Here is a 22,327-nt window from a genome sequence, read left to right as displayed (position 1 = left end):
CGGGCGTTGTAGCCGTCGATATTCCGGACGGCGATCTTGGACATCTTCTTGTAGCGCTCCTCCATCTCGCGCACGGCCCACTTGAGGGCGATCACCGCCTTCTTGGGGTCGGTGACGACGGGGGAGAGCAGGTGCGGGATGCCGTCGTAGACCGACAGCTCCAGCATCTTGGGGTCGACCATGATCAGGCGGCATTCTTCCGGCTTGAGCCGGTAGAGCAGGCTGAGGATCATGGTGTTGATGGCCACCGACTTGCCCGAGCCGGTGGTGCCGGCCACCAGCAGGTGCGGCATGCGTGCGAGGTCGGCGATGATCGGCTCGCCGCCGATGTTCTTGCCGAGGCAGAGCGCCAGCTTGTGCTTGCTCTCGGCAAAGTCGGCCGAGGCCAGCAGCTCGCGCAGGTAGACGGTCTCACGGGTCTCGTTCGGCAATTCGATGCCGATGACGTTGCGCCCGGGGACCACGGCCACGCGGGCCGAGACGGCCGACATGGAGCGAGCGATGTCGTCCGACAGGCCGATCACGCGGCTGGACTTGGTGCCCGGCGCCGGCTCGAGTTCGTAGAGGGTGACGACCGGGCCCGGCCGCACCGCCAGGATATCGCCGCGCACGCCGAAATCCTGAACCGTCTGCTGCAGGTTGAGGGCGTTCTGCTCCAGCACGTCGGCATCGACCTCCGCGCTGCCGCCCGGCGCCGGCAGGGCGAGCAGATCGAGGGAGGGCAATTCGTAATCGGCGTTCTCGACGGACGCGATCTCCAGATGCCGGCCGGCCGGGATCAGGTGCGCCCGCGGGGCGACCATGGGCAGCGCCACCGGCACGGGGGCGACCGGCTCGTTCGCCGCCGGGATCGGTGCGGCTTCGACTTCAGCCTCCATCTCGGCCGCAGCTTCGATCTCGGCCGGGGCCGGCTCGGGCTGGGGCGCCAGCTTGCCCCGGAGCAGGACCGGGCGCGGGGTCATCGGAATCACCACCCGCTCGGCCTCGGCGCGCTCCGTTCCGGACACGGCCGGCGCCACCGGCGCCGCCACAACCTCGGCCTGGACCGGGGGAACCACCGGCGCCGGGCTCGGCTGGCCAGCCGCACGGATCGCCGCCCGGGCCGCCATGGCGTTGAGCATCGGCACACGGCGCGGCGCCTCGGGGGCAGCCGGCGGCTCGGCCGCAGCGCTGCCCGGGCCGAAGACCAGCGATAAGCCGGCCGGCGCTGGAGCCGGCATTGCGGCGGGCGGCAGGAACGCGCCGCGGAGCGCTGCATCCGCAGCCTCGCTCCGGGCGGGTTCGGATGCATCCGTCCGGCCGTTATCCTGCCCGTCGGCGGGGCGCGGCGGCTGGTCGAACCGTACGAGCCGGTCGAGGACGTAGACGGGGCGCGGCGGCTGGTCGGCGGCGGTCTCGGGCGCGACCGGCGCCGGGGCGGCCTCGGGTGCCTGCGGCTCCAGCGCTGCCCAGGCCTCGACAGACGACCAATCGCCGCCACCGAACCAGGGCTGAACCCCCGACCAGTCCGGAAGGTCGGACCAATCCTGGGCCAGCGCCACGGCGGGGGCGTTGATCGTCTCCGATACGGCCACGGCTTCGACCGCATCCTGTTGGGCGAAGGCCTCCTGGGCGACAACCTCTTGAATAGCCGGCTCCAGAACCGTCGACGTGACCGCCACCGGGGCGATCACAGCCGTCGAGGCGGACAGCTCCACGGCAGGCCGGACCGGGCGACGATCCGGCGTCCGGAAGAAGCGGACGCCCGGCGGGGCGACGAAGGGCTGGCGCCACAGGGGAACCACCTCGGCCTCGGGCGCGGAGCCGGACAGGATGTCCGCGGCGACGACCTGCTCGGCCTGCCCTTCGGCGATCCCAGCGCGCTCGGCCTGTTCCTGCTCCGCTTGCTCGCGGGCGGCCCGCTCGGTCTCCAGGGCGAGCGCGGCGGCCTGCGCCTCGGCGCGGGCCCGCTCCAGGGCGACGCGCTCGGCCTCCAGGGCGCGCTGCCGGCGCTCCTGCAGCACGGAATCGGGCGTGCGGGTCCAGCGCACCGCCGAGGGCGTCATGGTCGGGTGCGGCGCGGCGACCGGGGCGCTCGTCGGCGCGACGTCCGGGGCGTGATCGGGCGCGATGGCGGCGGGCCGGCGCGGCTGGCGCACCAGCACGCCCGGCGTGGAGGCGCTCCGGTCGATCCGGCTCTCGAACACCGGGGCATCGAGGCTCGCCCGGTCGTCGAAGACCTCATCCGGCCAAGCATGCTCGGGCGGCGCGGCGCGCGAACGCGTGGGGCGCTCCGGCATGTCGCGCCCGACCATGGCGGCCGGTGCGGTCAGCCAGCTCGGCTCCGCCCGACGCGCGAGGGCGCCATAGGCGGGCCGTACCGGCAGCCCCGCGGTCGACCCGGAGAGACGGCGGGTGAGGCTCGCGCGGAGCGCCATCAGCCGATGCGCCAGGGCCCCCAGGGAGAGGCCCGAGCGGTCGCCGCCACGCACCGGGCGGGCGGGATCACGGTGGGAGTACGGAGGCCGTCCCGATGCGCGCATGGGTTCTCGAACGATACTCGAAACAGGGATCCGCCGGTGCGCGGCGGGCTGCCCTGAGTTAGGCCATTCGTCGTTAATGGAGGCTTGCCGTGGGCCCATCTGACGGCAACCATGTGGGTCGACGGTGGAGCCCGGCGATGCTTCGAGCATGGGATACCCGTCTCCCGAGCGATCGCCCGCGACCTGCTCAACCAGAAGCCAGCCCACTTGAAAATATGACACTTGATGTCATAGTTTTACTGTCAGATATGGCTCATGGCCAAGGCGACGCGCCTCTTCAGCCGCCGAATCGACTATGACGACGGCGCGATTTTGCAGATGAGGATCGTGGTCGTGCCGACGCCGGTGCGCGGATCGGCGCACAGCCTGAAATACTCGCTGTTCTATGGACGCGCCGGCGAGCGCATTCTCGCCTACGACAACGAGGCGGGGAAGGGCGACCACATCCATCGCGGAAACTTGGAGACCCGCTACATATTCACCACGGTCGAGCAGTTGGTCGCGGACTTCCTTAGCGAGGTCCGCCTGCTTCGCGGAGGATCGGTATGAACAAGGGGCCCCTCATTCAGATTGGCGGCTCGGCTGAGGACCTCGGTGAGGCCTTCATCACGGCTTGGCATCGCGCCGCGGCTGGTGATCTCACGCCCGAGCGGCCTGTTCTGGTGTTCGAGAGCCTGAACGGCTTCAAGGCCGCGTTTTCCGATGCGCGGATCGAGATCCTCGACGCACTTGCGGAAGCGCCGGCACCGTCGATCACAGCACTCGCCGGTCGTGTCGGGCGGCCTTACAGGCGCGTTCACGACGACGTGGCCGCGCTCACCGAGACCGGCGCCATTCGCAGAACCGGTCGGCAACTCACCTTGGCTGCTTCAGAGGCAACCGTGACGGTGAAATTCGGTCGATCTGGAGCGGGCAGCCGGGATTCAGAGCGGGCGACCGAACCCACGGAATAGCGGCAGGTACGAATGACATCCGCGGCCCCTGCGCCGTCATGGTGCCTGTGTTCATAGCGCCTGTGTCGAAAGTGATCCCGCACCGGCAAGCTGGATCCATCATGCGTGTCCTCACATTCCTGGTTCTCGCCGCCCTCCTCTCGGCATCCGCCCCGGTCCTCGCCCAGGATTTCGCCCGCCAGCGCGAGCTCGACGCGCTGAAGGATATCGCGGCCAGCCAGCGACAGCAGACCGAGATCCTGCGCCAGCAGGCCCAGCGCGACAGCGAGCGGGCCTGGCGCGAAGAGAACGCCCGCGTGAACGCCCAGCGCGACGCACGCTCAGCGCGGCGGTTCGACCAGCACTGACCGGCGCCCCCGGGCGCCACGTCACGGGTCCCAAGGCCTCATCGGGCTCGTCCGGGACCGGCGCGTGCTGCCCGGCTGGATATTCCGCGGAACATGATGTCCTGTCCCGCGGTCGAGCCACATATAGGCTCGAGAGCCCCCTCCCCGGACAGGTGCCCGTGACCCAGCCGCCTTCCCCGTCTCCCGCCGATCCCCGGGGCCTCGGACCGGCCGGCTTCCGCTCCCTCTATCGCCACGGCTTCGCCCGGGTCGCGGCCTGCACGGGCCGCAGCCATCCGGCGGAGCCCGCGCGCAACGCCGACGCGGTGCTCGCCCTCGCCCGGACCTGCCACGATTCGGGGGCGGCGCTGGCGGTCTTCACCGAACTCGGCCTCTCGGCCTACGCGATCGAGGACCTGCTGCTCCAGCAGACCCTGCTCGATGCCGTCGAAGAGGCCGCCGACCGGGTGATCGCCGAATCGGCCTCCCTGCGCCCGCTGCTGCTCGTCGGCGCGCCGCTGCGCTGGCGCCACCGGATCTACAACTGCGCCCTGGCCATCCAGGGCGGCCGCCTGCTTGGCGTGGTGCCAAAAACCTTCCTGCCGAACTATCGGGAGTTCTACGAGAAGCGCCATTTCGCCTCCGGCGCCGGGATCGTGGGCGAGACCATCCGGGTTGCCGGCTTCGATGCGCCCTTCGGCACCGACCTGCTGTTCCCGGCTGAGGACCTGCAGGGCCTCGTGGTCGGCGTGGAGATCTGCGAGGATCTGTGGGTGCCCGAGCCGCCGGGCATGCGCGCGGCTCTGGCCGGCGCCACGGTGCTGGCGAATCTCTCCGGCAGCCCGATCACGGTCGGCCGGGCGGAGTCGCGGGCGCTCCTGTCCCGCGCGGCCTCGATGCGCGGCGCCTGCGCGTATGTCTATGCCGCCGCAGGCCAGGGCGAATCGACCACCGACCTCTCCTGGGATGGCCAGACCAGCATCGACGAACTCGGCGTGCGCCTCGCCGAGGGCCAGCGCTTCCCCGAAGGGCCGGCGGCCACGATGGCCGATATCGACCTCGACCTGATCGCCCAGGACCGCCTCCAGGCCGGCAGCTTCGACGACGACGCCCGCCGCCATGCCCTCACCTATCGCCGGGTGCCGTTCCGGCTCGACCCGCCGGAGGCGGATCTCGGCCTGATCCGACGAATCGAACGCTTCCCGTTCGTGCCGGCCGACCCGACGCGGCTCGCGCAGGATTGCTACGAGGCCTACAACATTCAGGTCGCGGGCCTCGCCCAGCGGCTGGAGGCGACCGGCACCCGCAAGGCCATCATCGGCGTCTCGGGCGGCCTCGATTCGACCCATGCGCTGATCGTGATCGCCAAGGCGTTCGACCGCCTCGGCTATCCGCGCTCCGACATCCTGGCCTACACGCTCCCGGGCTTCGCCACCTCGAACGCCACCAAGACCAACGCCCACGCGCTCATGAAGGCGCTCGGCTGCACGGCCGCCGAGATCGACATCCGTCCGGCCGCCAAGCAGATGCTCGCCGACATGAACCACCCCTTCGCCAAGGGCGAGGCGGTCTACGACGTGACCTTCGAGAACGTGCAGGCGGGCCTGCGCACCGATTACCTGTTCCGCCTCGCCAACCACGCGAGCGGCCTCGTGGTCGGCACCGGCGATCTCTCGGAGCTGGCGCTCGGCTGGTGCACCTACGGCGTCGGCGATCAGATGAGCCACTACGCGGTCAATGCCGGCGTGCCCAAAACCCTGATCCAGCACCTGATCCGCTGGGTGATCGGCAACGGCGAGGTCGGCCCCGAGGAGGCGCACACCCTCCAGGCGGTCCTCGACACCGAGATCTCGCCCGAGCTGGTGCCGATGGACCAGGACGACAGCCCGCAGAGCACGGAAGGAACGATCGGCCCCTACGCGCTGCAGGATTTCAACCTGTTCTACACGCTGCGCCATGGGTTCCGGCCCTCAAAGATCGCCTTCCTGGCGCTGCATGCCTGGGGCGACAAGGAACGCGGCTTCTGGGCGCCGGACTTCCCCGAGGCCAAGCGGGTCGCTTACGACCTCCCCGAGATCCGGCGCTGGCTCGGCGTGTTCCTGAACCGCTACTTCGGCTTCAGCCAGTTCAAGCGCTCGGCGCTGCCGAACGGCCCGAAGGTCTCGGCCGGCGGCTCCCTGTCGCCGCGGGGCGACTGGCGCGCACCGTCCGACGGCTCGGCGCGGATCTGGATCGCGGAGCTGACCCGAAACGTCCCCGAAACTTGACCGTCACAAACTCGGCGGATTGTGCCATTATGAGCACGGTCAAGCCGATTCTTCGCAGTGCAAGATTTTGGATTGTTGAAGAGTCGGCTTCGAGGGCGGCCAGGCGGAGGACTTCGAATGCGAAGCTACAACCTGTTCCAGCTCAAGGGCGAGGAAGGCCTCTGCTGCGCGGTGCCAGAGGCCAGCACGGTGCCGCCCTTCATCGGCGCGGGCCGGTGGATCTTCGGCGGCAAGCTCTGCGACGGCAGCCGGCAGCCCCGCGATTTTGACGACCGGGCCGCAGACACGGCGGTGCGCTTCAACGGGTTCTACCTGTTCCAGACCATGGACCGGCGCTTCATGGCGTGAGTGGGCTGCTTGTTCGCAGATCACCGTTCGAGAACGAGGATGAGCCGTTCCGCGCCTCCCCTTCCCCCCTCTGCCGGGGAGGGAGACACGTGGAGCCGTTGGCTGCTACGCCGGCCTTCGGACGAGAACCTGTAGCCGCTTCCACTCTACCGGTATCCGCCCGCAAATTAGGCCCCGAGTCCGGTATCCCGGCGAAGATTCCTTAAGGGCTGGCGTGCAGATTCGGTCGGATCACCAGCCTTCCGGAGCCGCCCGATGTCGGAGCACCGCCGAGAGACGCGCCAGAGGGTCTTCCTCAAGGGGCGCATCGTCTTCAACAACGGATCCTCCAGCTTCGACTGCCTCGTGCGGGACATGTCCTCGTCCGGGGCGCGCCTCGTCATGAGCGATGCCGCGACGCTGCCGGAGGCGTTCGACCTCTATATCCCACAGAGGGACCGCACCTACCGGGCGACGCTGCGCTGGCGGCGGGAGGACGGGATCGGCGTCATCTTCGAGGATCCCGCCCGGGCTCCGGCCGCGGTGGCGGCGCCCGATCCGGTCGCGACCGAGGCCTCCGTGACCATGCTGCTGCGGCGGGTGAGCGAGTTGGAGACCGAGAACGCCGCCCTGCGCCGGCTGCTCGCCAGCATGGCCCAGGGCGATTCGGCGAGCGCCGCCTGAGGCTTAGCCCTGCGCGTCGAGCGCCGCGCGGATGCGCGCCGCGTGCTCGGCCAGGACCGCCGGGATCGGCGTCATCTTCGAGGATCCCGCCCGGGCTCCGGCCGCGGTGGCGGCGCCCGATCCGGTCGCGACCGAGGCCTCCGTGACCATGCTGCTGCGGCGGGTGAGCGAGTTGGAGACCGAGAACGCCGCCCTGCGCCGGCTGCTCGCCAGCATGGCCCAGGGCGATTCGGCGAGCGCCGCCTGAGGCTTAGCCCTGCGCGTCGAGCGCCGCGCGGATGCGCGCCGCGTGCTCGGCCAGGACCGCATTGTCGGCCATGCCGCCCTCGTGGCGCTTCAGGGGCACGCCCTCGCGCCGCGGGATGACGTGGACGTGCAGATGGAAGACGGTCTGGCCGCCGGCCGGCTCGTTGAACTGGAACAGGGTCAGCCCGTCCGCCTGGAACGCCGCCTTCACGGCCCGGGCGACACGCTGGACGCTCACCATCAGGGCCGCGAGCGATTCGGGATCGGCATCGAGCAGGCCCCGGGCCGGCGCCTTCGGGATCACCAGGGTGTGGCCCTCGCCCTGGGGCATCACGTCCATAAAGGCCAGCGTCTGCGCATCCTCGTAGACGCGGTGACAGGGGATCTCGCCGCGCAGGATCTTGGCGAAGATGTTGTCGGGGTCGTAGTGCGCGTCGGCCATACCGCCTCCGGAAAACCTTGAGCGGCGACACGTTGCACGGGCCGCCCGGCCGCGTCCACATGGGAACCCGCCGCCCCCGAGATGCTTGCACCGCCGCGGTCGGAGCGTGGCGGTGGGCGGCGCGGATCGAGGTGCAGAGGATTACCGGATGGCGCACGAGAGCACGGGGGCGATCTACGCGGCGGCGGGCGCCAATCTCGCCATCGCGGCGGCGAAGTTCGTCGGCGGGGCGCTGACCGGCTCGACCGCGATGCTCGCCGAGGGCGTGCACTCGGTGGTCGACACGGCCAATCAAGTGCTGCTGCTCGTCGGCATGAAGCGCTCCGAGCGACCGGCCGACGACCGCCACCCGTTCGGCTACGGGCGCGAGATCTATTTCTACGCCTTCGTGGTCGCGCTGATGATCTTCCTCGGCGGCGGCCTCTTCGCGGTCTACGAGGGAATCGAGCGGGTCCGTCATCCCCAGCGGGATTCGGATGCCGAACTCTTCGGCTACCGGCTGCCCGGGATCTGGGTGAACGTCGCGATCCTAGGGTTCGCCATCGCGGCCGAGGGCACCTCGTTCTTCGTGGCGATGCGGCAGTTCTGGGCCGAGAAGGGCAAGCACTCGGCGGTTCGGGCGATCCGGCGCAGCAAGGATCCGACCCTGTTCACGGTGCTGGCCGAGGATTCCGCCGCGCTGATCGGCCTCGTGATCGCGCTCGCGGGCGTCGCGGCCAGCCACCTCCTCGACATGCCGAGCCTCGACGGCTGGGCCTCCGTGGGGATCGGCCTCGTGCTGATCGGGATGGCCGGCTTCCTGATGATCGAGACCCACGGCCTGCTGATCGGCGAGGCCGCCGATCCCGAGGTCGTCGCGGCCATCCTCGAACTGGCGCGGGCCGAGCCGGGGGTGCTCCATGTCAACGAGGTGCTGACCCAGCACCTCGGCCCCTCCGACATCCTGGTCAATCTCAGCATCGACATGGCCGACGATCTGAGCGCCGGCGAGGTCGAGAGCCTCGTGACCCGCCTCGACCGGGCGCTGAAGCAGCGCAATCCGGACGTGACCCGGGTGTTCATCGAGATCCAGCAGCAGGGGGATCACGGGGTGCGGCGGGCAGCCTAAACGGCGGGCGGATCAGTCGCTCCGCCCTACCTGCTTCAGGCTCAGCGCCCAGACCCGCTCCTGCACGGCCTCGTCACGACTTTCCGCCGACGAGGTCTTGGGTCTGGAATGCGAGAAGTAGCGGCCCGTCACTCCGTCGAGCTCCGGGGCACTCGCCACATGGAGTGAGGTCTGCGCGCCCTTCTCCGGCGTGGTCAGGAACGGCCGCATCAGCGCCCACGCGGTGCCGAACAGGCCGCCGGTGTTCCGGGCGAAGCCCGTGTTGATCACCCCGGGATGCAGGGCGTTCACGGTGATACCCTCGTCCCGCAATCGCCGGGCGAGCGCGTAGGTGAACAGCACGTTGCCGAGCTTGGCCTGGGCATAGGCCCGCATCGCCCCATAGCGCCGGGCGCCTTCGATGTCGTCGAAATCGATGTGCCCCCGGTAATGGGCCGCGGAGGCGACGTTGACGATCCGCGGCTTGCCGCCGATCACCGCGGATGCCTTGAGCGTATCGAGGATCTCAAGCGTCAGGAGCACGTAGCCCAGGTGGTCCAGCGCCCAGGTGCGCTCGATCCCGTCGACCGTAAGCGTCCGGTGGTCGAAGATCGCGCCGGCATTGTTCACCAGCACATCCAGCCGCGGATAGGCATCGCGCAGGGTCGCGGCGAGCCGCCGGATCTCGGCCTGGGACGACAGGTCGGCGATGTGGGGATCCACCGCCGCGCCCGGCACGGTGGTGCGGATCCGCTCGGCGCTGACCCGCGTCTTCCCGGCATCGCGCCCGACGAGGCCGACCCGCGCGCCCAGGCGCGCGAGGCCGAGCGCCGTCTCGTAGCCGATGCCGTTGGTCGCCCCGGTGACGAGGCAGACCTTGCCGCGCAACACGCGCGCCTCAGAAGACCGCCTGACCGACCGCGAAGGCGATGACGACGATCACGATGGCGATCAACAGGAACAGGCCGAACAGGATCCGGGACAGCGAGCCGGCGCCCGAGGCGATGCCCGTGAAGCCGAGGCCACCGGCGATCAGCGAGATCACGAAGCAGATGAGGGCCCATTTCAGAAGGGTCATGGCATCACTCCACAGGTGCCCGAGGACCGGGCTACGTTTCGTTGCCTCAACCGACGCCAAGCGAGACCGTTCCGCCGATTCCCGTTCGAGCCGCTTATTTTCTTAGGAGCGGCCAACTGGCCTTGGTCGTCAACCGGTCTTGGCCACCGGCTGCGCCGGCACGTCGGCCCGCTCCAGCATGATCTCGGCCAGCGTGTGGTAGAGCCCGCCCCGGCAGACCGCCTTCGAGGCGGCGTCGGAGATCAGGGCGGCCACCATCAGCGGAATCATCATCGCGTGGTTCTGGGTCATCTCGGTGACGATGACGAAGCTGGTGATCGGCGCCTGGAGCACGCCCGTGAGGTAGGCCACCATGCCGATCAGCACGAGGGCGCCCACCGGCACCTCCGGCAGGAGGCCGTGGACCGCACCGCCAAGCCCGGCCCCGACCGCGAGCGAGGGCGCGAACAGGCCGCCCGGGATGCCGCTGATCGAACTCAGCACCGTGGCGGCGAATTTCAGCGGCGCGTAGCCCCAACCCGCCGCCGCTTCGCCGTGGAGGATGTTCCGGGCCTCCTCGTAGCCGGTGCCGTAGGCGGTGTTCCCGGAGGCGAGGCCGCATAGGGCGACGCACAACCCGCAGAGGGCCGCGAACACCACCGGCCGCGCCTGGATCAGACGGCCGACCCGCCCGGGCAGGCCCCGGGCGAACAGGATCACGATCCGGCTGAACAGCCCGCCCGCGAGCCCGCCGATCATGGCGATCACCAGCACGACCCAGCTGACGGCGAAGGGCAGCTCGGCCTGGGTAGTTCCGAAATAGGTGTAATTGCCCAGGAGCCACAGGGAGGTCAGGCCCGCCGCCACGATCCCGGCGACGATCAGCCCGGAGGAACGCGCCTCGTAGGCCCGGCCCAGTTCCTCGATGCCGAACACGATGCCGGCGAGCGGCGTGTTGAAGGCCGCCGCGACGCCGGCCGCGCCGCCCGCCAGCAGCAGGCCCGGCAGGCGGTCCGGCGTCAGCCGGCCGAAGGCCGCCATGATGGCGGCGCCGACCTGCACGGTCGGTCCCTCGCGCCCCGCGGAGGCGCCACAGAACAGGCCCAGGAACAGGACCAGCACCTTGCCGAACGCCACCCGCGGCGAGATCAGCGAGAATCGGAAGCGCGCATCCCGAGCGTGCCGGGCGGCGATCACCTGCGGGATGCCCGACCCTTGCGAGTTCGGGAACACGGTGCGGGCCAGAAGCGCGGCCAGCGCGAAGCCCGCCGGGGTCAGCCCCAGGGCGATGAGCGGCGAGACCGCGATCAGCCGCCGGAACCCGTCCTGGGCGAGGTCCGCCCCCTTGGCCATCAGCACGGCGGCGAGGCCGACGCAGATGCCCCCAGCCAGGAACAGCATCCGCCCGCGCCAGAGCGGGTAGGCCTCCAGCGAGGCCGAGCGCAGGCGCATGATCGAGCGGCGATAGCGGGAGCGCCGCGGGCGGGGGGAGCCGGTTATGTCCCGCACGTCGTCGCGCATTTCCACCATGATTGAGCACTGCACCCGCGCTGCCGGAACGGACGCTATAACGCAGTTAATCAAGATTGGCCCAAGTCGCGGCAGCCGGCGCACAGGGAGCCGGATTGCGTAGCGGCCCCGGCACGGCGCTGCCGATCCCGAGATGCCTCGAAAGCCCGCCCGCGTGTCAGGCCGCGCGGACGGTGGCCAGGAAGTGGCCGACCTCGGCCGCGAGGCGCTCGGCCTGGAGGGACAGCTCCGAGGCGGCGCCCAGAACCGCGCCGGCCGCCGCCCCGGTCTCCTCCGCGGCGCCGGCGACGCCCGCGATGGTGCCGGTGACGTCGCCGGTCCCCGCAGCGGCCTGGCTCACGTTCCGGACGATCTCCTGTGTGGCGGCGCCCTGCTGCTCGACCGCGGCGGCGATCGAGGTGGACACGGCGCTGATCTCCCGGATGCGCCCGGTGATGCCGGCGATCGATGTGACCGCCTGCCCCGTCGAAGCCTGGATCCGCGCGATCTGCTCCCCGATGGCGTGGGTGGCCTTGGCGGTCTGCTCGGCCAGATCCTTCACCTCGGAGGCCACGACGGCGAAGCCCCGTCCCGCAGCCCCCGCGCGCGCGGCCTCGATGGTGGCGTTGAGCGCCAGGAGGTTGGTCTGCCCGGCGATCGACGCGATCAGCCCGGCCACATCGCCGATGCGCGCCACGGCCGCGCTGAGCTCCTGAACGCGCAGGCCGGTCTCGTCGGCTTCGCGCACCGCGAGATGCGCGAGACCCGCCGAGCCCTGGACCTGCCGCCCGATCTCCTGGACCGACGAGCCCAGCTCCTCGGCGGCCGCCGCCACGGTGCCGACATTGGAGGCGGCCGCCTCGGCCGCCGCGGCGACCATCATCGACTGGCTCGCGGTCGCGGTGGCTGTCGACGTCATCTTCTGGGCGGTTGCCTGCAGCGCCGTGGCCGATGCGGAGACCAGCCCGACGATGGCGCCGACCGCGTTCTCGAAACCGTCGGCCATCTGGCGCATCCCGATCCGGCGCTGCTCCTCCGCGGCGCGGCGGCCCTCGACGGTCTCGCTCTCCAGGGTCCGGGTGCGGATCAGGTTGTCCTTGAAGACGTGCACGGCGTCGGTCATGCGGCCGATCTCGTCGGCCCGCGCCGCCTTCGGCACGGCCCGATCCAGATCGCCCGCGGCCAAGCCCTCCATGGCGTCGGTCAGTCCGCGGATCGGGCGCGCCACGCCGCGGCCCACCAGCATCGCCAGAAGAGCGATGGCGGCGGCCGCGACGGCGGCGCCGGCGAGCAGCTTCACCAGCGTGGGGCGGAGCTGGGCGGCGGTGTCGTCGGCATAGATGCCGGTTCCGATGATCCAGCCCCATGGCGCGAAGCCCTGGACGTAGGAGATCTTGGCGACCGGCCCGTCGCGCCCGGGCTTCGGCCACAGGTAGGGGACGAGACCGCCACCGGACCGCTTCACCTGCTCAACCACGTCGATGAACAGGTGCTTGCCGTTCGCATCGGTGATCCCGGCAATGTCCTTGCCGACGAGATCCGCCTTCGGGTGCAGCACCATGCGCGGCTGCATGTCCTGGATCCAGAAATACTCGTTGCCCGCGTAGTGAAGCCCCCGGACGGCGGCGACCGCGGCCTGCTGGGCGGCCTCGTGGCTCATGCGGCCGGCCCGTTCCTCGCCCTCGAAATACGTGAGCACGCCGCGGGCGGTCTCGACGAGGTTGCGCGTCTGCAGCTCGCGCGCCTCGGTCACCGCCTCCGACAGCCCCCAGACCGACAGGCCGATCAGGGCCGCCATGCCGAGAAGCGCGACGAGGGTGATGCCCTGGATGCGGGCGCCGATGCGGACGGTCATGGGGGGCTGTGATCCTTCGCCCCGGATGAGGGCGCGCGGGCATCGCGGGAAGCGTGACGGGCCATGCCACCGCGCCTGCGGCCGAGCTAAGCCATGGAGCATGGATACAGCTAGTCGTGATGTATTGATGGGATTAAGAAACGTTGAATCGGATCGAATATCGAATGCTATACAGAAATTAATCGACAAACATCATGCGTTGAGAGATTTCACTCACAGGTTGCATACCCGGTCGGCCGCGCTCCCGTTCCAGCCGGCCCGCGCGGGTACGTCGCGCATGCGGTCCGACAGGTTCGGACCCGGAAACCGGGCCCGTCCCGCACCTGGCGCGCGTTCCTCAAGCCTCCGCGGCGCAGAGTTTTTCTACCGCCTTCACGTAGGCCTTGGCGTCGAACTTCTTCAACGAGTTCTCGCTCTGGTAGCGGACCGTCCCGAAAACCTTGCGCTTCTGCCAGGGGCGGTCGTGCAGGCCGTAGACCCAGGCGACGTTGGTGAAGGAATTCGGATCGCGCCCGTCGAGGAAGTAGCGGTTGTTGAGCCGGAGCGTGCGGGCGAACCCCTCCTCAGGCGAGGGGGACCATTCGAGGATCTTCTTGCCCCAGTACATCCGCAGCTGGTTGTGCATGTAGCCGGTCTCGCGCATCTCCTGCATCGCGGCGTTCCAGTAGCGGTCGTGGGTTTCGCCGGCCGCCAGTTGCTCTTCCGTATAGGCGTGCGGCCGTTCATCCTTCGCGTGCTCGCCCAGCGTCTTGCGTGCCCATTCGGGTACGGCGGCCGCGTAGGAATCGTAGCCCTCCGTGTAGAACACATGATTCATCGCGAGTTCGCGCCGGACGATCACCTCCTCCAGATAGGCGCCGCGGTCGTCGTCATCGCCCGTCTTGGCTTCGCGGATTGCCAGGGCGATCTCCACGGGCGAGATCTGGCCGAAATGCAGGTAGGGGCTCATATGCGAGGCGGCGGCCGCCTCCGGCATGTTGCGGTCGGCGCCGTAGCCCGCGAACCCGTCCTTCAGGAAGGCCTTCAGGCGCGTGCGGGCCTCGGTCTCGCCGCCGATGAAGCGCTTCACCGGCCCCACCACCCGGTCGAGCGTCATGCCGGCGAGCACCGCCTCGGGATCCGAGACGTCGATGGCGCTCTTGAGCTTGAGCGTGCCGGCCGCGTGCTTGGGCTTGCGCGGCTTCAGCTCGGCGATGAACGGGTCCCACAGCCGGTTCAGCTTCGGCCGCAGGGTGCGAGCGGCGAATTCGTGCTTCTTCGAGGCGGTCTCGACCGGCACCACCACGTCGCCCTCGACCTGGACGATACGCGTCTCCACGGCTTTCACGATCTCCGCGTACCAGCCCTTCTGGATGGCGAGGTAGCCGCGATCGAGGACGAGGAGCGCCGCGTCCTCGGCGAGGTCGATGGCCACCTTGGCGGGCGAGGCCTTGCGCATGACGAAGCCGATCCCGCGCTTCTCCAGACCGGCCTTCGCGTCTGCGAGACCCTGGAGCAGGAAGGCGTAGTGCCGGGCATTGGCCTCGGGAAAGCCGCTGGCGCCGTCGAGCAGGCCGAAACAGGCGACCACCGGCAGGTCTAGGCGGTTCGCCTCCTCGATGGCGAGTTCGAGGGCCGGGTTGAACGTCGCCCGGTTGGCCTGCTGAAGCAGATAGAGCACGTAAGCCCCGTCCGCGCGCGGCTCGACATCGTTGAGAACCCGGATTCGCTCACCCTGGATCGCCATGCTCACCCTGATTCTTGCTTCGCGCCGCGTCATCGAGACTTGGCCGGAAAGCTAGAGCGGACCGCCCCAGCGTCTCTCCTTGACGCGAACACGGCCGAGTGCAGACCAGCGGCCCGGCCGGGGCCGGGATGGATGCCCCAAACATATGGTTCGTCAGCGACTTACGAGGCGATTGACCCGAGTTTGACGCGGGAATTCTGTTGTCGGGGGCACTTCACGGGCCTGCGACATTTTCAACACAGGATCCGGTAGAGGCGTGTGCAGCCGCACAAAAGGACAGAGGTGCTGTCCTGATGGCCTTGAAATTCTCCGCCAGACGCGCAGATTGTGCAGCGCGGGACGGCGATGGCGTCGCGGTCCCGCTGCCCTTCTTGGGCGTTTCCTCCCTAGACTTCGGGCCGCTCCTTCGGGGGTGGCCTTTTTTCTGTCCGGATGTGCCCGGGCCGCCTCTGTCACCCGAGCGCGGTCGACAGGCTGGATCCCACCGAGCCCTGGCGCCATGCTGGCGTGGAGCGCCGGGACGGGCGCGGGAGGACACGCCATGAGGATCACCGCCGCGTTACCGGCGCTCGCCTGCCTGCTTGCCCTCGCGGGCCCCGCGCCGGCCGCGGAGGCGCCCCGGTTCCAAGTCGATCCGGCTTGGCCGAAGCCGCTCCCGAACGACTGGATTATGGGCCAAGCCTCCGGCGTCGCCGTGGACGCGCAGGACCACGTCTGGGTCATCCAGCGGCCGCGCACGCTGACCGACGACGAGAAGGCTGCAAGCCTAGACCCGCCCCGGAGCAAGTGCTGCAAGCCGGCCCCGCCGGTTCTGGAATTCGATCAGGCCGGCAACCTATTGCAGAGTTGGGGCGGCCCCGGCCCCGGCTACGATTGGCCGACCAACGAGCACGGCATCCAGATCGACGGCCAGGGCTTCGTCTGGATCGCCGGCAACGGCGACCAGGACGGGCAGCTCCTGAAGTTCACCCCCGAGGGGAAATTCGTGCTGCAGATCGGCAAGGCCGGACCGCAGACCGACAGCCGCGATACCAGCCGCCTGGGCAAGCCCGCCAACGTCGATTTCGACATGGCGGCCAACGAGGTCTACGTCGCGGACGGCTACTACAACCACCGCATCATCGTGTTCGACCGGGACACCGGTGCGTTCAAGCGGATGTGGGGCGCCTACGGCACGCCGCCGACCGACGACAAGCTCGGCCCCTACGACCCGGCAGCCGCCCCGGCCAAGCAATTCGCCAACCCGGTCCACTGCGTGCGTATTGCCCAGGATGGACTGGTCTATGTCTGTGACCGCACCAACGACCGGATTCAGGTGTTCAAGAAGGACGGGAGCTTCGTGAAGGAGTTCTTCGTGGAGAAGAACACCCGCGCCAACGGCTCGGTCTGGGAACTCGCCCTCTGGCCGGACGCCGACGAGACCTACCTGCTCAACGCCGACGGGGCGAACAACGAGGTCCGCACCCTCTCCCGGGACACGGGGGCGGTGGTCGGCGCCTTCGGCCGGAACGGGCGCATGGCGGGCCAGTTCCACTGGGTCCACAACCTCGCGGTCGATTCGAAGGGCAACGTGTTCACCACCGAGGTCGATACCGGCAAGCGGGCGCAGAAATTCCTGGCCCTCGGAAACTTCGTCCTGCGCAAGCGGACGCCGTAGGAGCGCGGGCGACGACGCATTGAGGGCGGCGCGGGGCTATAGCTCCAGCCGCCGGGTCACAGGGTTGGCTGCTGGCTATCGTCCGGTAAACAAACAGATCGGTGGGTGAGACGATGGGTCTGCTGGATGGATTGCTCGGCCACGGCACCGCGGTCGATACCGCCAGCCTGGAACGCAGGCTCGACGGGATCCTGATCGCGGGCGAGACGGCCCGCCTCGCCTTCCGGATCATCCGGGACGTCTTCGTCTTCACGGAACACCGCGTGATCCTGATCAACGTGCAGGGTGTCACGGGCAGCAAGGTCGAGTTTCTGTCGGTGCCCTACCGGGCGATCGTGCGCTTCTCGGTCGAGACCGCCGGCACGTTCGATCTCGATGCCGAACTCAAGATCTGGGTGTCGGGCACGCCGCAGCCGATCGAGCGGACCCTGAAGAAGGGCACGGACGTGCGCGGCATCCAGCGCGCCCTGGCGGAGGGCGTGCTGCGCTAGCGCACCGTCCCGGTCCGATCCGTCATCACGGGCGCAGCGAAGTGACCCGGGGTAGCGCAACCGCAGCGGACGGGGCGCTGACTGGATCGCTTCGCTCGCGCTCGCAAAGGCAGAAGCGTCTCGGCGCGCTCAGCGCGTCGCGCCGGCCCCTGCCCGGCTCGCCGCGAGCGCCGCCGCCTTGCCGGAAGCCGCGTAGAGGTCGAGGCGCGAATAGACGCCGAATTCCGAGCCGTCGTCGAGGAAGCCGCCGCCCGGCCCCTGGGTCTCCGTCAGGATGGCGTTGGCCTCGTCCAGCGTCAGCGCCGGGAAGGCGGCGGTCAGCAGATGGCCGGCCTCCGGCGCGCGCTGGCCCACGTCCTCCCGCCGGCCGGCGGTGTCGGGATGCACCACGGGCAGGCCATAGGTCTGGGTCGCCGCGTAGAAGGCCGCGTTGGCGGCCGCATCCTTGAACCGGCCGGTATCCTTCGTCGCGCAGGCCGCCACCGTGTCGCCGCAGCCGGCCGTCAGCGCCTCGGTCATCGCCGCGCGGGCCTCGGTCAGGAGCGCCCGATAATCGGTCACGGCCACGGTCCGGTCGGCCTCGGCGGTGGCCTTGTCCAGGACGGCGGGGTTCTTCCGGATCTGCCCGACATAGGCCGGATCGTTGGCGAGCAGATGCGCCAGGGCGTGCAGCGAGGTCGCCCGGCCGCCGAGCACGTCCATGGCGTAGTGCGCCCCGACGATGATCCGGTCGTTGCCGTACTCGGCGGCCCGGGCCACCATCTGCTGGTAGCGCTCGGGCACGAGGAGCGCGAGCACCATGGATTCGGTGTAGCCGTAGGTGGTGTGCCCGCTCGGATAGGACGGGCTGTCCACGAGATCCTGGGCGGGACCGCGCAGCCAGTCGAGGCTGTGGGACGGGGCGCCGAAATAATCCTTGCCGCGATAGGCCCGCAGCCGCGGCAGGGTCTGGAACGGCCGCGAATTGCCGTAGCGGTCGGCGCCGGGGCTCCCGGCCGGGCGGTCATATGCCTTGCCGAACACGTCGGTGACCGCCCCGTTCGACAGGATCGCGGCGGCCTCGTCCGAGACCGGATGCTTGCCGTTGGTGGTGGCGTTCGCGAAGAAATACTTGCCGGAATTCGAATCCGCCTTGGTGACGTTGTTGGTGTAGCCGATCAGGTTGGCGACCGCGGGCGCGATGCTCGTGAAGGTCTTGTGGTCGCTGTAGGCCGCCTTGGCCTGGTAGGCCTGGGCCAGGGTCGTGCCGAGGCCGTCGGCGAGGTTGGTGGCGTTGCCGTCGGTGATGAAGCAGTCCCGCAGGGCGAGCTGCTGCTGCTCGGGCAGCGGCAGCAGGATCGGCTGCGCGAGCGCGCCGGTCTGGATGTCGCCCGTGACGCGCAGGTTGGCGTCGAGCGCCGCCTTGCCCTCGGGCGAGGTCTGCAGGCGCGCCACCGGGACCAGCCCGCGCAAGGCGGTCAGGTTGGCGGCCGACTGGGCGAAGGCTTGAAGGGGCAGCGCCGCCCCGAGCAGCGCCAACCCGACCCGCAGCGTCCCGAACATGCAGCCCTCCGCTTCTGCCGATACCGCCCCGGACGCTAACCCCGCGCCCGGGCCCGGATCATGAAATTGTCGTAGGTGTACTCCGCCACCTGGAACCAGAGATACTCCTCGTTGCGGAAGGTGCGCATCGCCTCGTAGACGCGCCGGAAATCGCCGTTCTTGGCGGCGATCTCGCCGTAGACGTCGTTGGCGTTCTTGAGGGCGGCCTCCATCACCTCCTGGGGGAAGGGCCGCAGCAAGGCGCCGCCGGCGACGAGCCGGCGCAGGGCCTGAGGGTTGCGCGCGTCGTACTTGGCCTGCACCTCGGCGCCCGCCTGCGCGGCGGCGGCCCGCAGGATCGTCTGATAGGCTTTCGGCAGCGCCTTCCACTTCTCGGCGTTGAACCAGAAGTGCAGCATCGCGCCGCCCTCCCAGAAGCCGGGATAGTGATAGACCGGCGCGACCTTCTGCAGGCCGAGGCGCTCGTCGTCGTAGGGGCCGATCCACTCGGCGGCGTCGAGCTTCTTGCTCTCCAGCGCGGCGTAGATTTCCGGGCCGGGGACCGACTGGGGCTGGACGCCGAATTTGGCGAGCACCTGCCCGCCCATGCCGTCGATCCGGAATTTGAGGCCCTGCAGGTCGGCGAGGCTCTTGATCTCGCGCCGGAACCAGCCGCCCATCTGGGCGCCGGTGTTGCCGCCGGGCAGGCAGACCAAGTTGGCCTTCGCGAAGACCTCGGCGAACAGCTCGGCCGCGCCCCCCGCCTGCCACCACGCGGCGGCGCCCCGGGCGTTGAGGCCGAACGGGATGGCGGTGGCGAGCGCGAAGGTCGGGTCCTTGGCCATGCCCAGCGTCGCCGGCCCATGGCCCATCTCGACGGTGCCGGCAGCGACGGCGTCCAAGAGCCCCTCGGCGGGCACCGGCTCGCCGGGGCCGAGGACCTGGATCTGGAAGCGCCCGTCGGTCGCCTCCGCGACGATCCGGCTGAGCGCCTCGGGGGCGCCGAACAGGATGTCGAGGCTCTTGGCGTAGGCCGAGGAGAGGCGCCAGCGCAGCTCGGGGGCACCCTCGGCCCGGGCCGGGGCGGCGAGCGGCCCGCCGAGCGTCGCGGCCGCGCCGAGGCCGGCGGTGAGCACGGTGCGGCGCCGCGTTCCGCTGCGGGGTGGGCGCGCGATGAGGGTCTCGTCCAACGGCATCTCGTTCGAGCGTGTCCGATCCGTCCGGCACGGAATCGCGGGCCGCAGCTAGCATGTCCACGCCGGTTCTCGAAAGCCGCCGACGGCCTGGGCAGTTCCGTCGCATCTCGAAACCGGCTGTCGGCCGTGTTAGGCGCCGGGCATGCGCTCAGAGCCCGCCGTCACCCTGCACACCGTCTGCGGCCTTGAGGAACTGGCCGGCCACGGGGCCAGCGGGGTCAGCCACGTCCTGTCCCTCCTCGATCCCGGTACGCCGGAGCCGGAGGTGTTTTCGGCCTACGGCGCCCATGCCCGCACGACGCTCCGGTTTCACGATTGCCTCGGCCCCGGCGAGGGCTTGGTGCCGCCCGAGCCCGACGATGTGGCGGCGATCCTCGCGTTCGGGCGGCAGCTCGACGGGGCAGCCCATCTGCTGGTGCATTGCCACTACGGACTGTCGCGCTCCACGGCGGCGCTGCTGATGCTGTTCGCGCAAGCCGAGCCGGAGGCTCCGGCCGAGGCCCTGGTGGCGCGGCTCCACGCCCTGCGCGAGCCAGCTTGGCCCAATGCCCGGATGATCGGTTTCGCGGACGCGCAACTCGGCCGGGCGGGGCGGCTCAGCGAGGCCGTGCGGCAGCTCCACGCCCTGCAATTGCAGGTGCGGCCGCACCTCGCCGAGCTGCTGCGCGGGCTGGGGCGCGGCGCCGAGGTGGACGCGGCGGAGGCCTAGCGCTGCGATCCGGTCAACAGGAAGCCACGATTCCTCATCGGCACGCTCGGAGGCGGACCTTCCGCAGGTCCCGGCACGCTGCGCCTCACCCAGCACGCGGTCCGGAGCGACACGAAAGTCGTCACTTCCCCGCTGGCGTGAAGCTCCCGTCCTTCCACACGTAGAGCACGTAGCCCTGCGCGGTGACGTCGCCCTTGGTGTCGAACCCGACTGTGCCGAGCACGAGGTCGAACCGCTCCGTGTGCAGCGCCTGCGCGATCGGCTTCGGCTCGGCCGAATGCGCGAAGTTGCCGGCGGCCACCAGGGCCTGCATGGCCGCGTAGCCGTAGATCGTCGAGCCGGTGGGGTCGACGCCCTCGGCCTTGAAGGCCTTCACCACGTTGGCGGCGGCCGGCTGCCGGCTCGGATCGAGGTAGAAGGTCATCAGCACGCCGTTGCTCGCGGGCCCCGCGATCTTGGCGAAGTCCGGCGTGGCGATGGCCGAGGTGCCGAACCATTGCGGGCGAAAACCCCGGTCGGCGGCGATCTTCACGAGGCGCCCCATCTCGGTGGCATCGCCGCCATAATAGACGACCTCGATCCCCGCGCCCTTGAGGCGGTCGGCCAGGGCGGTATCGTCGGCGTCACTCGGCGAGAACGAGAGCGACAGCGCCTCGTTGATGCCGATCCGGTTGAGATTGTCCTTGGTGGCGGCGGCGAGCGCCCGGGAGGCCGGGGTCTGATCCTGGATCAGCGCGATCTTGCGGTCGCGGAACCGCTCGGCCAGCACGGCGGCCGACAGCCGGGCCTGATCGTCGTCGCGCCCGCAGACGCGGAAGATGGTGGGAAGCCCCCGGTCGGTGAGCCGGGCCGCCACCGAGGCCGCGGTGATCATCACCACGCCGTTCTGGGCATAGATGTCGGACGCCGCGATCGAAGCGTTGGAGCAGACATGCCCGACGACGAGGCGCACGTTCCCGCGCACGAAATGGTTGGCCACCGCCGTCGCGGTGTTCGAGTCGCAGGCATCGTCCTGCACGTCGAGGGTCACGGACTGGCCGTCGAGGCCGCCCATGGCGTTGGCATCCCGCGCCGCAGCCTCGACCCCGCGCAGCACCTGCTCGCCCACCGCCACGTAGGGGCCCGAACGTGGCACCGCCACGCCGACCACCACGTCGGCCTTCGCCGGTACCGCCGGGAGGAGCGCGACACACAGGCTTAAGCCTATCAGGGCAGGCCGGAATGGCCCGCTGGCGGGGACGACGCGTCCGATCTTCATCGGGCTCTTCTAGGCATCCTTGCGCGCGGCGACCACAGGCGGAAGGCAGCGGCATCCACGCCGCATATCCGCACCGCACCCGATGCCCATACGCGAGGACGCAGGGAAACGCGATTTTTTTCCGCGCCCCGTCGGCCGTCGTCCCGTCTTCACTTCGCGTAGTAATACGCGGTTGCGACCGAGGAGAGCGGTCCGGTGACGCCGCTGAAGGCGGAGAGCACCTTCGACAGCTCGGTGAACGGTGCGTTCGAGACGTAGACGAGGTCGCGGTTGCGCATCCGGAACGCCTGGCTGACGAACAGGCTGTTCGGATCGCGCATGTCGATCCGGTACACCACCGGAACCAGGGGCGTGCCGAGCAGCTTCGAGCCCGGGCTCAACCGCCGCACCACGCTGGCCGGCTCGAACCGGAAGATGAACGTGCCGGCCGGGTCGGCGGCGAAGTCCGACAGGCCGCGCGCCTTGGCCAGGGCCTGCGCCAGGGTGATCCCGTC

At 69.9% G+C, this 22,327-nt stretch carries 21 protein-coding genes and 1 pseudogene; 11 read left to right on the top strand and 11 right to left on the bottom strand.

The annotated features are described in order from the left end of the window. Positions 1-2,417: DNA translocase FtsK (locus tag BLQ49_RS19110; protein ID WP_244507691.1), on the bottom strand; the 2,417-nt coding region annotated here is incomplete at its 3' end. Between the two features lie 360 nt (positions 2,418-2,777). Between BLQ49_RS19110 and BLQ49_RS19105 the strand changes: the two genes are divergently transcribed. The 7 genes from BLQ49_RS19105 to BLQ49_RS19075 all read left to right on the top strand — a co-directional run bounded on the left by BLQ49_RS19105 (position 2,778) and on the right by BLQ49_RS19075 (position 7,326). Further along, the gene (locus BLQ49_RS19105; RefSeq protein WP_091718547.1) at positions 2,778-3,071 is read left to right on the top strand and encodes a toxin-antitoxin system TumE family protein; all 294 of its coding nucleotides are present in this window, start codon (positions 2,778-2,780) and stop codon (positions 3,069-3,071) included. After that, positions 3,068-3,475: an HVO_A0114 family putative DNA-binding protein gene (locus BLQ49_RS19100; protein ID WP_091718546.1), complete on the top strand. Its 408-nt coding sequence runs from the start codon at positions 3,068-3,070 to the stop codon at positions 3,473-3,475. Before BLQ49_RS19105 ends, BLQ49_RS19100 begins: the two co-directional genes overlap by 4 nt. 101 nt (positions 3,476-3,576) lie before the next feature. Beyond that, complete coding sequence (locus BLQ49_RS19095) at positions 3,577-3,822, top strand: hypothetical protein (RefSeq protein ID WP_091718544.1); 246 nt, start codon at positions 3,577-3,579, stop codon at positions 3,820-3,822. 158 nt (positions 3,823-3,980) lie between these two features. Continuing rightward, positions 3,981-6,068, top strand: a complete 2,088-nt coding sequence (locus tag BLQ49_RS19090) for an NAD(+) synthase (protein WP_091718542.1) — start codon at positions 3,981-3,983, stop codon at positions 6,066-6,068. A gap of 117 nt (positions 6,069-6,185) precedes the next feature. After that, complete coding sequence (locus BLQ49_RS19085; RefSeq protein WP_091718540.1) at positions 6,186-6,416, top strand: hypothetical protein; 231 nt, start codon at positions 6,186-6,188, stop codon at positions 6,414-6,416. Between the two features lie 255 nt (positions 6,417-6,671). Beyond that, a complete protein-coding gene (locus tag BLQ49_RS19080; RefSeq protein ID WP_091718538.1) occupies positions 6,672-7,079 on the top strand; it encodes a PilZ domain-containing protein in 408 nt (135 codons plus the stop codon). A gap of 31 nt (positions 7,080-7,110) precedes the next feature. Then, positions 7,111-7,326 carry a hypothetical protein gene (locus tag BLQ49_RS19075; RefSeq protein ID WP_244507679.1) on the top strand — a complete coding sequence of 72 codons (216 nt, stop codon included), beginning with the start codon at positions 7,111-7,113 and terminating at the stop codon, positions 7,324-7,326. A gap of 3 nt (positions 7,327-7,329) precedes the next feature. On the opposite strand, the gene BLQ49_RS19070 is transcribed toward BLQ49_RS19075, so the two are convergent. Continuing rightward, positions 7,330-7,767 carry an HIT family protein gene (locus BLQ49_RS19070; protein ID WP_091718536.1) on the bottom strand — a complete coding sequence of 146 codons (438 nt, stop codon included), beginning with the start codon at positions 7,765-7,767 and terminating at the stop codon, positions 7,330-7,332. A 148-nt stretch (positions 7,768-7,915) separates the two neighbouring features. On the opposite strand from BLQ49_RS19070, the gene BLQ49_RS19065 reads away from it, so the two are divergent. Then, the gene (locus tag BLQ49_RS19065) at positions 7,916-8,875 is read left to right on the top strand and encodes a cation diffusion facilitator family transporter (protein WP_091718534.1); all 960 of its coding nucleotides are present in this window, start codon (positions 7,916-7,918) and stop codon (positions 8,873-8,875) included. A 12-nt stretch (positions 8,876-8,887) separates the two neighbouring features. On the opposite strand, the gene BLQ49_RS19060 is transcribed toward BLQ49_RS19065, so the two are convergent. The 5 genes from BLQ49_RS19060 to BLQ49_RS19040 form a co-directional block, all read right to left on the bottom strand. Then, complete coding sequence (locus tag BLQ49_RS19060; RefSeq protein WP_091718894.1) at positions 8,888-9,742, bottom strand: SDR family oxidoreductase; 855 nt, start codon at positions 9,740-9,742, stop codon at positions 8,888-8,890. A 10-nt stretch (positions 9,743-9,752) separates the two neighbouring features. Next, complete coding sequence (locus BLQ49_RS19055) at positions 9,753-9,932, bottom strand: DUF1328 domain-containing protein (protein ID WP_091718532.1); 180 nt, start codon at positions 9,930-9,932, stop codon at positions 9,753-9,755. A 129-nt stretch (positions 9,933-10,061) separates the two neighbouring features. Continuing rightward, positions 10,062-11,441: a chloride channel protein gene (locus BLQ49_RS19050; RefSeq protein WP_091718528.1), complete on the bottom strand. Its 1,380-nt coding sequence runs from the start codon at positions 11,439-11,441 to the stop codon at positions 10,062-10,064. A 157-nt stretch (positions 11,442-11,598) separates the two neighbouring features. Continuing rightward, on the bottom strand, positions 11,599-13,275 hold the full coding sequence (locus tag BLQ49_RS19045) for a cache domain-containing protein (protein ID WP_091718526.1): 1,677 nt from the start codon (positions 13,273-13,275) through the stop codon (positions 11,599-11,601). 337 nt (positions 13,276-13,612) lie between these two features. Beyond that, complete coding sequence (locus BLQ49_RS19040; protein WP_091718524.1) at positions 13,613-15,001, bottom strand: deoxyribodipyrimidine photo-lyase; 1,389 nt, start codon at positions 14,999-15,001, stop codon at positions 13,613-13,615. A 541-nt stretch (positions 15,002-15,542) separates the two neighbouring features. Between BLQ49_RS19040 and BLQ49_RS19035 the strand changes: the two genes are divergently transcribed. Both BLQ49_RS19035 and BLQ49_RS19030 read left to right on the top strand, forming a co-directional pair. Beyond that, a complete protein-coding gene (locus BLQ49_RS19035) occupies positions 15,543-16,658 on the top strand; it encodes an NHL repeat-containing protein (protein WP_091718522.1) in 1,116 nt (371 codons plus the stop codon). 113 nt (positions 16,659-16,771) lie between these two features. Further along, a complete protein-coding gene (locus tag BLQ49_RS19030) occupies positions 16,772-17,149 on the top strand; it encodes a PH domain-containing protein (protein ID WP_091718520.1) in 378 nt (125 codons plus the stop codon). A 129-nt stretch (positions 17,150-17,278) separates the two neighbouring features. On the opposite strand, the gene BLQ49_RS19025 is transcribed toward BLQ49_RS19030, so the two are convergent. Together BLQ49_RS19025 and BLQ49_RS19020 are read right to left on the bottom strand one after the other, a co-directional pair. After that, positions 17,279-18,691: a phosphatase PAP2 family protein gene (locus BLQ49_RS19025; RefSeq protein WP_091718519.1), complete on the bottom strand. Its 1,413-nt coding sequence runs from the start codon at positions 18,689-18,691 to the stop codon at positions 17,279-17,281. A 35-nt stretch (positions 18,692-18,726) separates the two neighbouring features. Next, complete coding sequence (locus BLQ49_RS19020; protein ID WP_091718517.1) at positions 18,727-19,866, bottom strand: TRAP transporter substrate-binding protein; 1,140 nt, start codon at positions 19,864-19,866, stop codon at positions 18,727-18,729. Between the two features lie 142 nt (positions 19,867-20,008). Here BLQ49_RS19020 and BLQ49_RS19015 point away from each other — a divergent pair, with 142 nt between their 5' ends. After that, the gene (locus tag BLQ49_RS19015) at positions 20,009-20,575 is read left to right on the top strand and encodes a tyrosine phosphatase family protein (protein ID WP_091718515.1); all 567 of its coding nucleotides are present in this window, start codon (positions 20,009-20,011) and stop codon (positions 20,573-20,575) included. A gap of 121 nt (positions 20,576-20,696) precedes the next feature. Here BLQ49_RS19015 and BLQ49_RS19010 read toward each other — a convergent pair whose 3' ends face one another. Both BLQ49_RS19010 and BLQ49_RS19005 read right to left on the bottom strand, forming a co-directional pair. Then, complete coding sequence (locus BLQ49_RS19010; RefSeq protein WP_091718512.1) at positions 20,697-21,833, bottom strand: branched-chain amino acid ABC transporter substrate-binding protein; 1,137 nt, start codon at positions 21,831-21,833, stop codon at positions 20,697-20,699. Between the two features lie 149 nt (positions 21,834-21,982). Then, a pseudogene (locus BLQ49_RS19005) lies at positions 21,983-22,327 on the bottom strand (polysaccharide biosynthesis/export family protein); the annotation flags it as partial.

Source organism: Methylobacterium phyllostachyos (assembly GCF_900103445.1).
GTDB classification, from domain to species: Bacteria; Pseudomonadota; Alphaproteobacteria; order Rhizobiales; family Beijerinckiaceae; genus Methylobacterium; species Methylobacterium phyllostachyos.
Note: the sequence above shows the minus strand (reverse complement) of the source record. Positions and strands in the feature narration are given on the sequence as shown.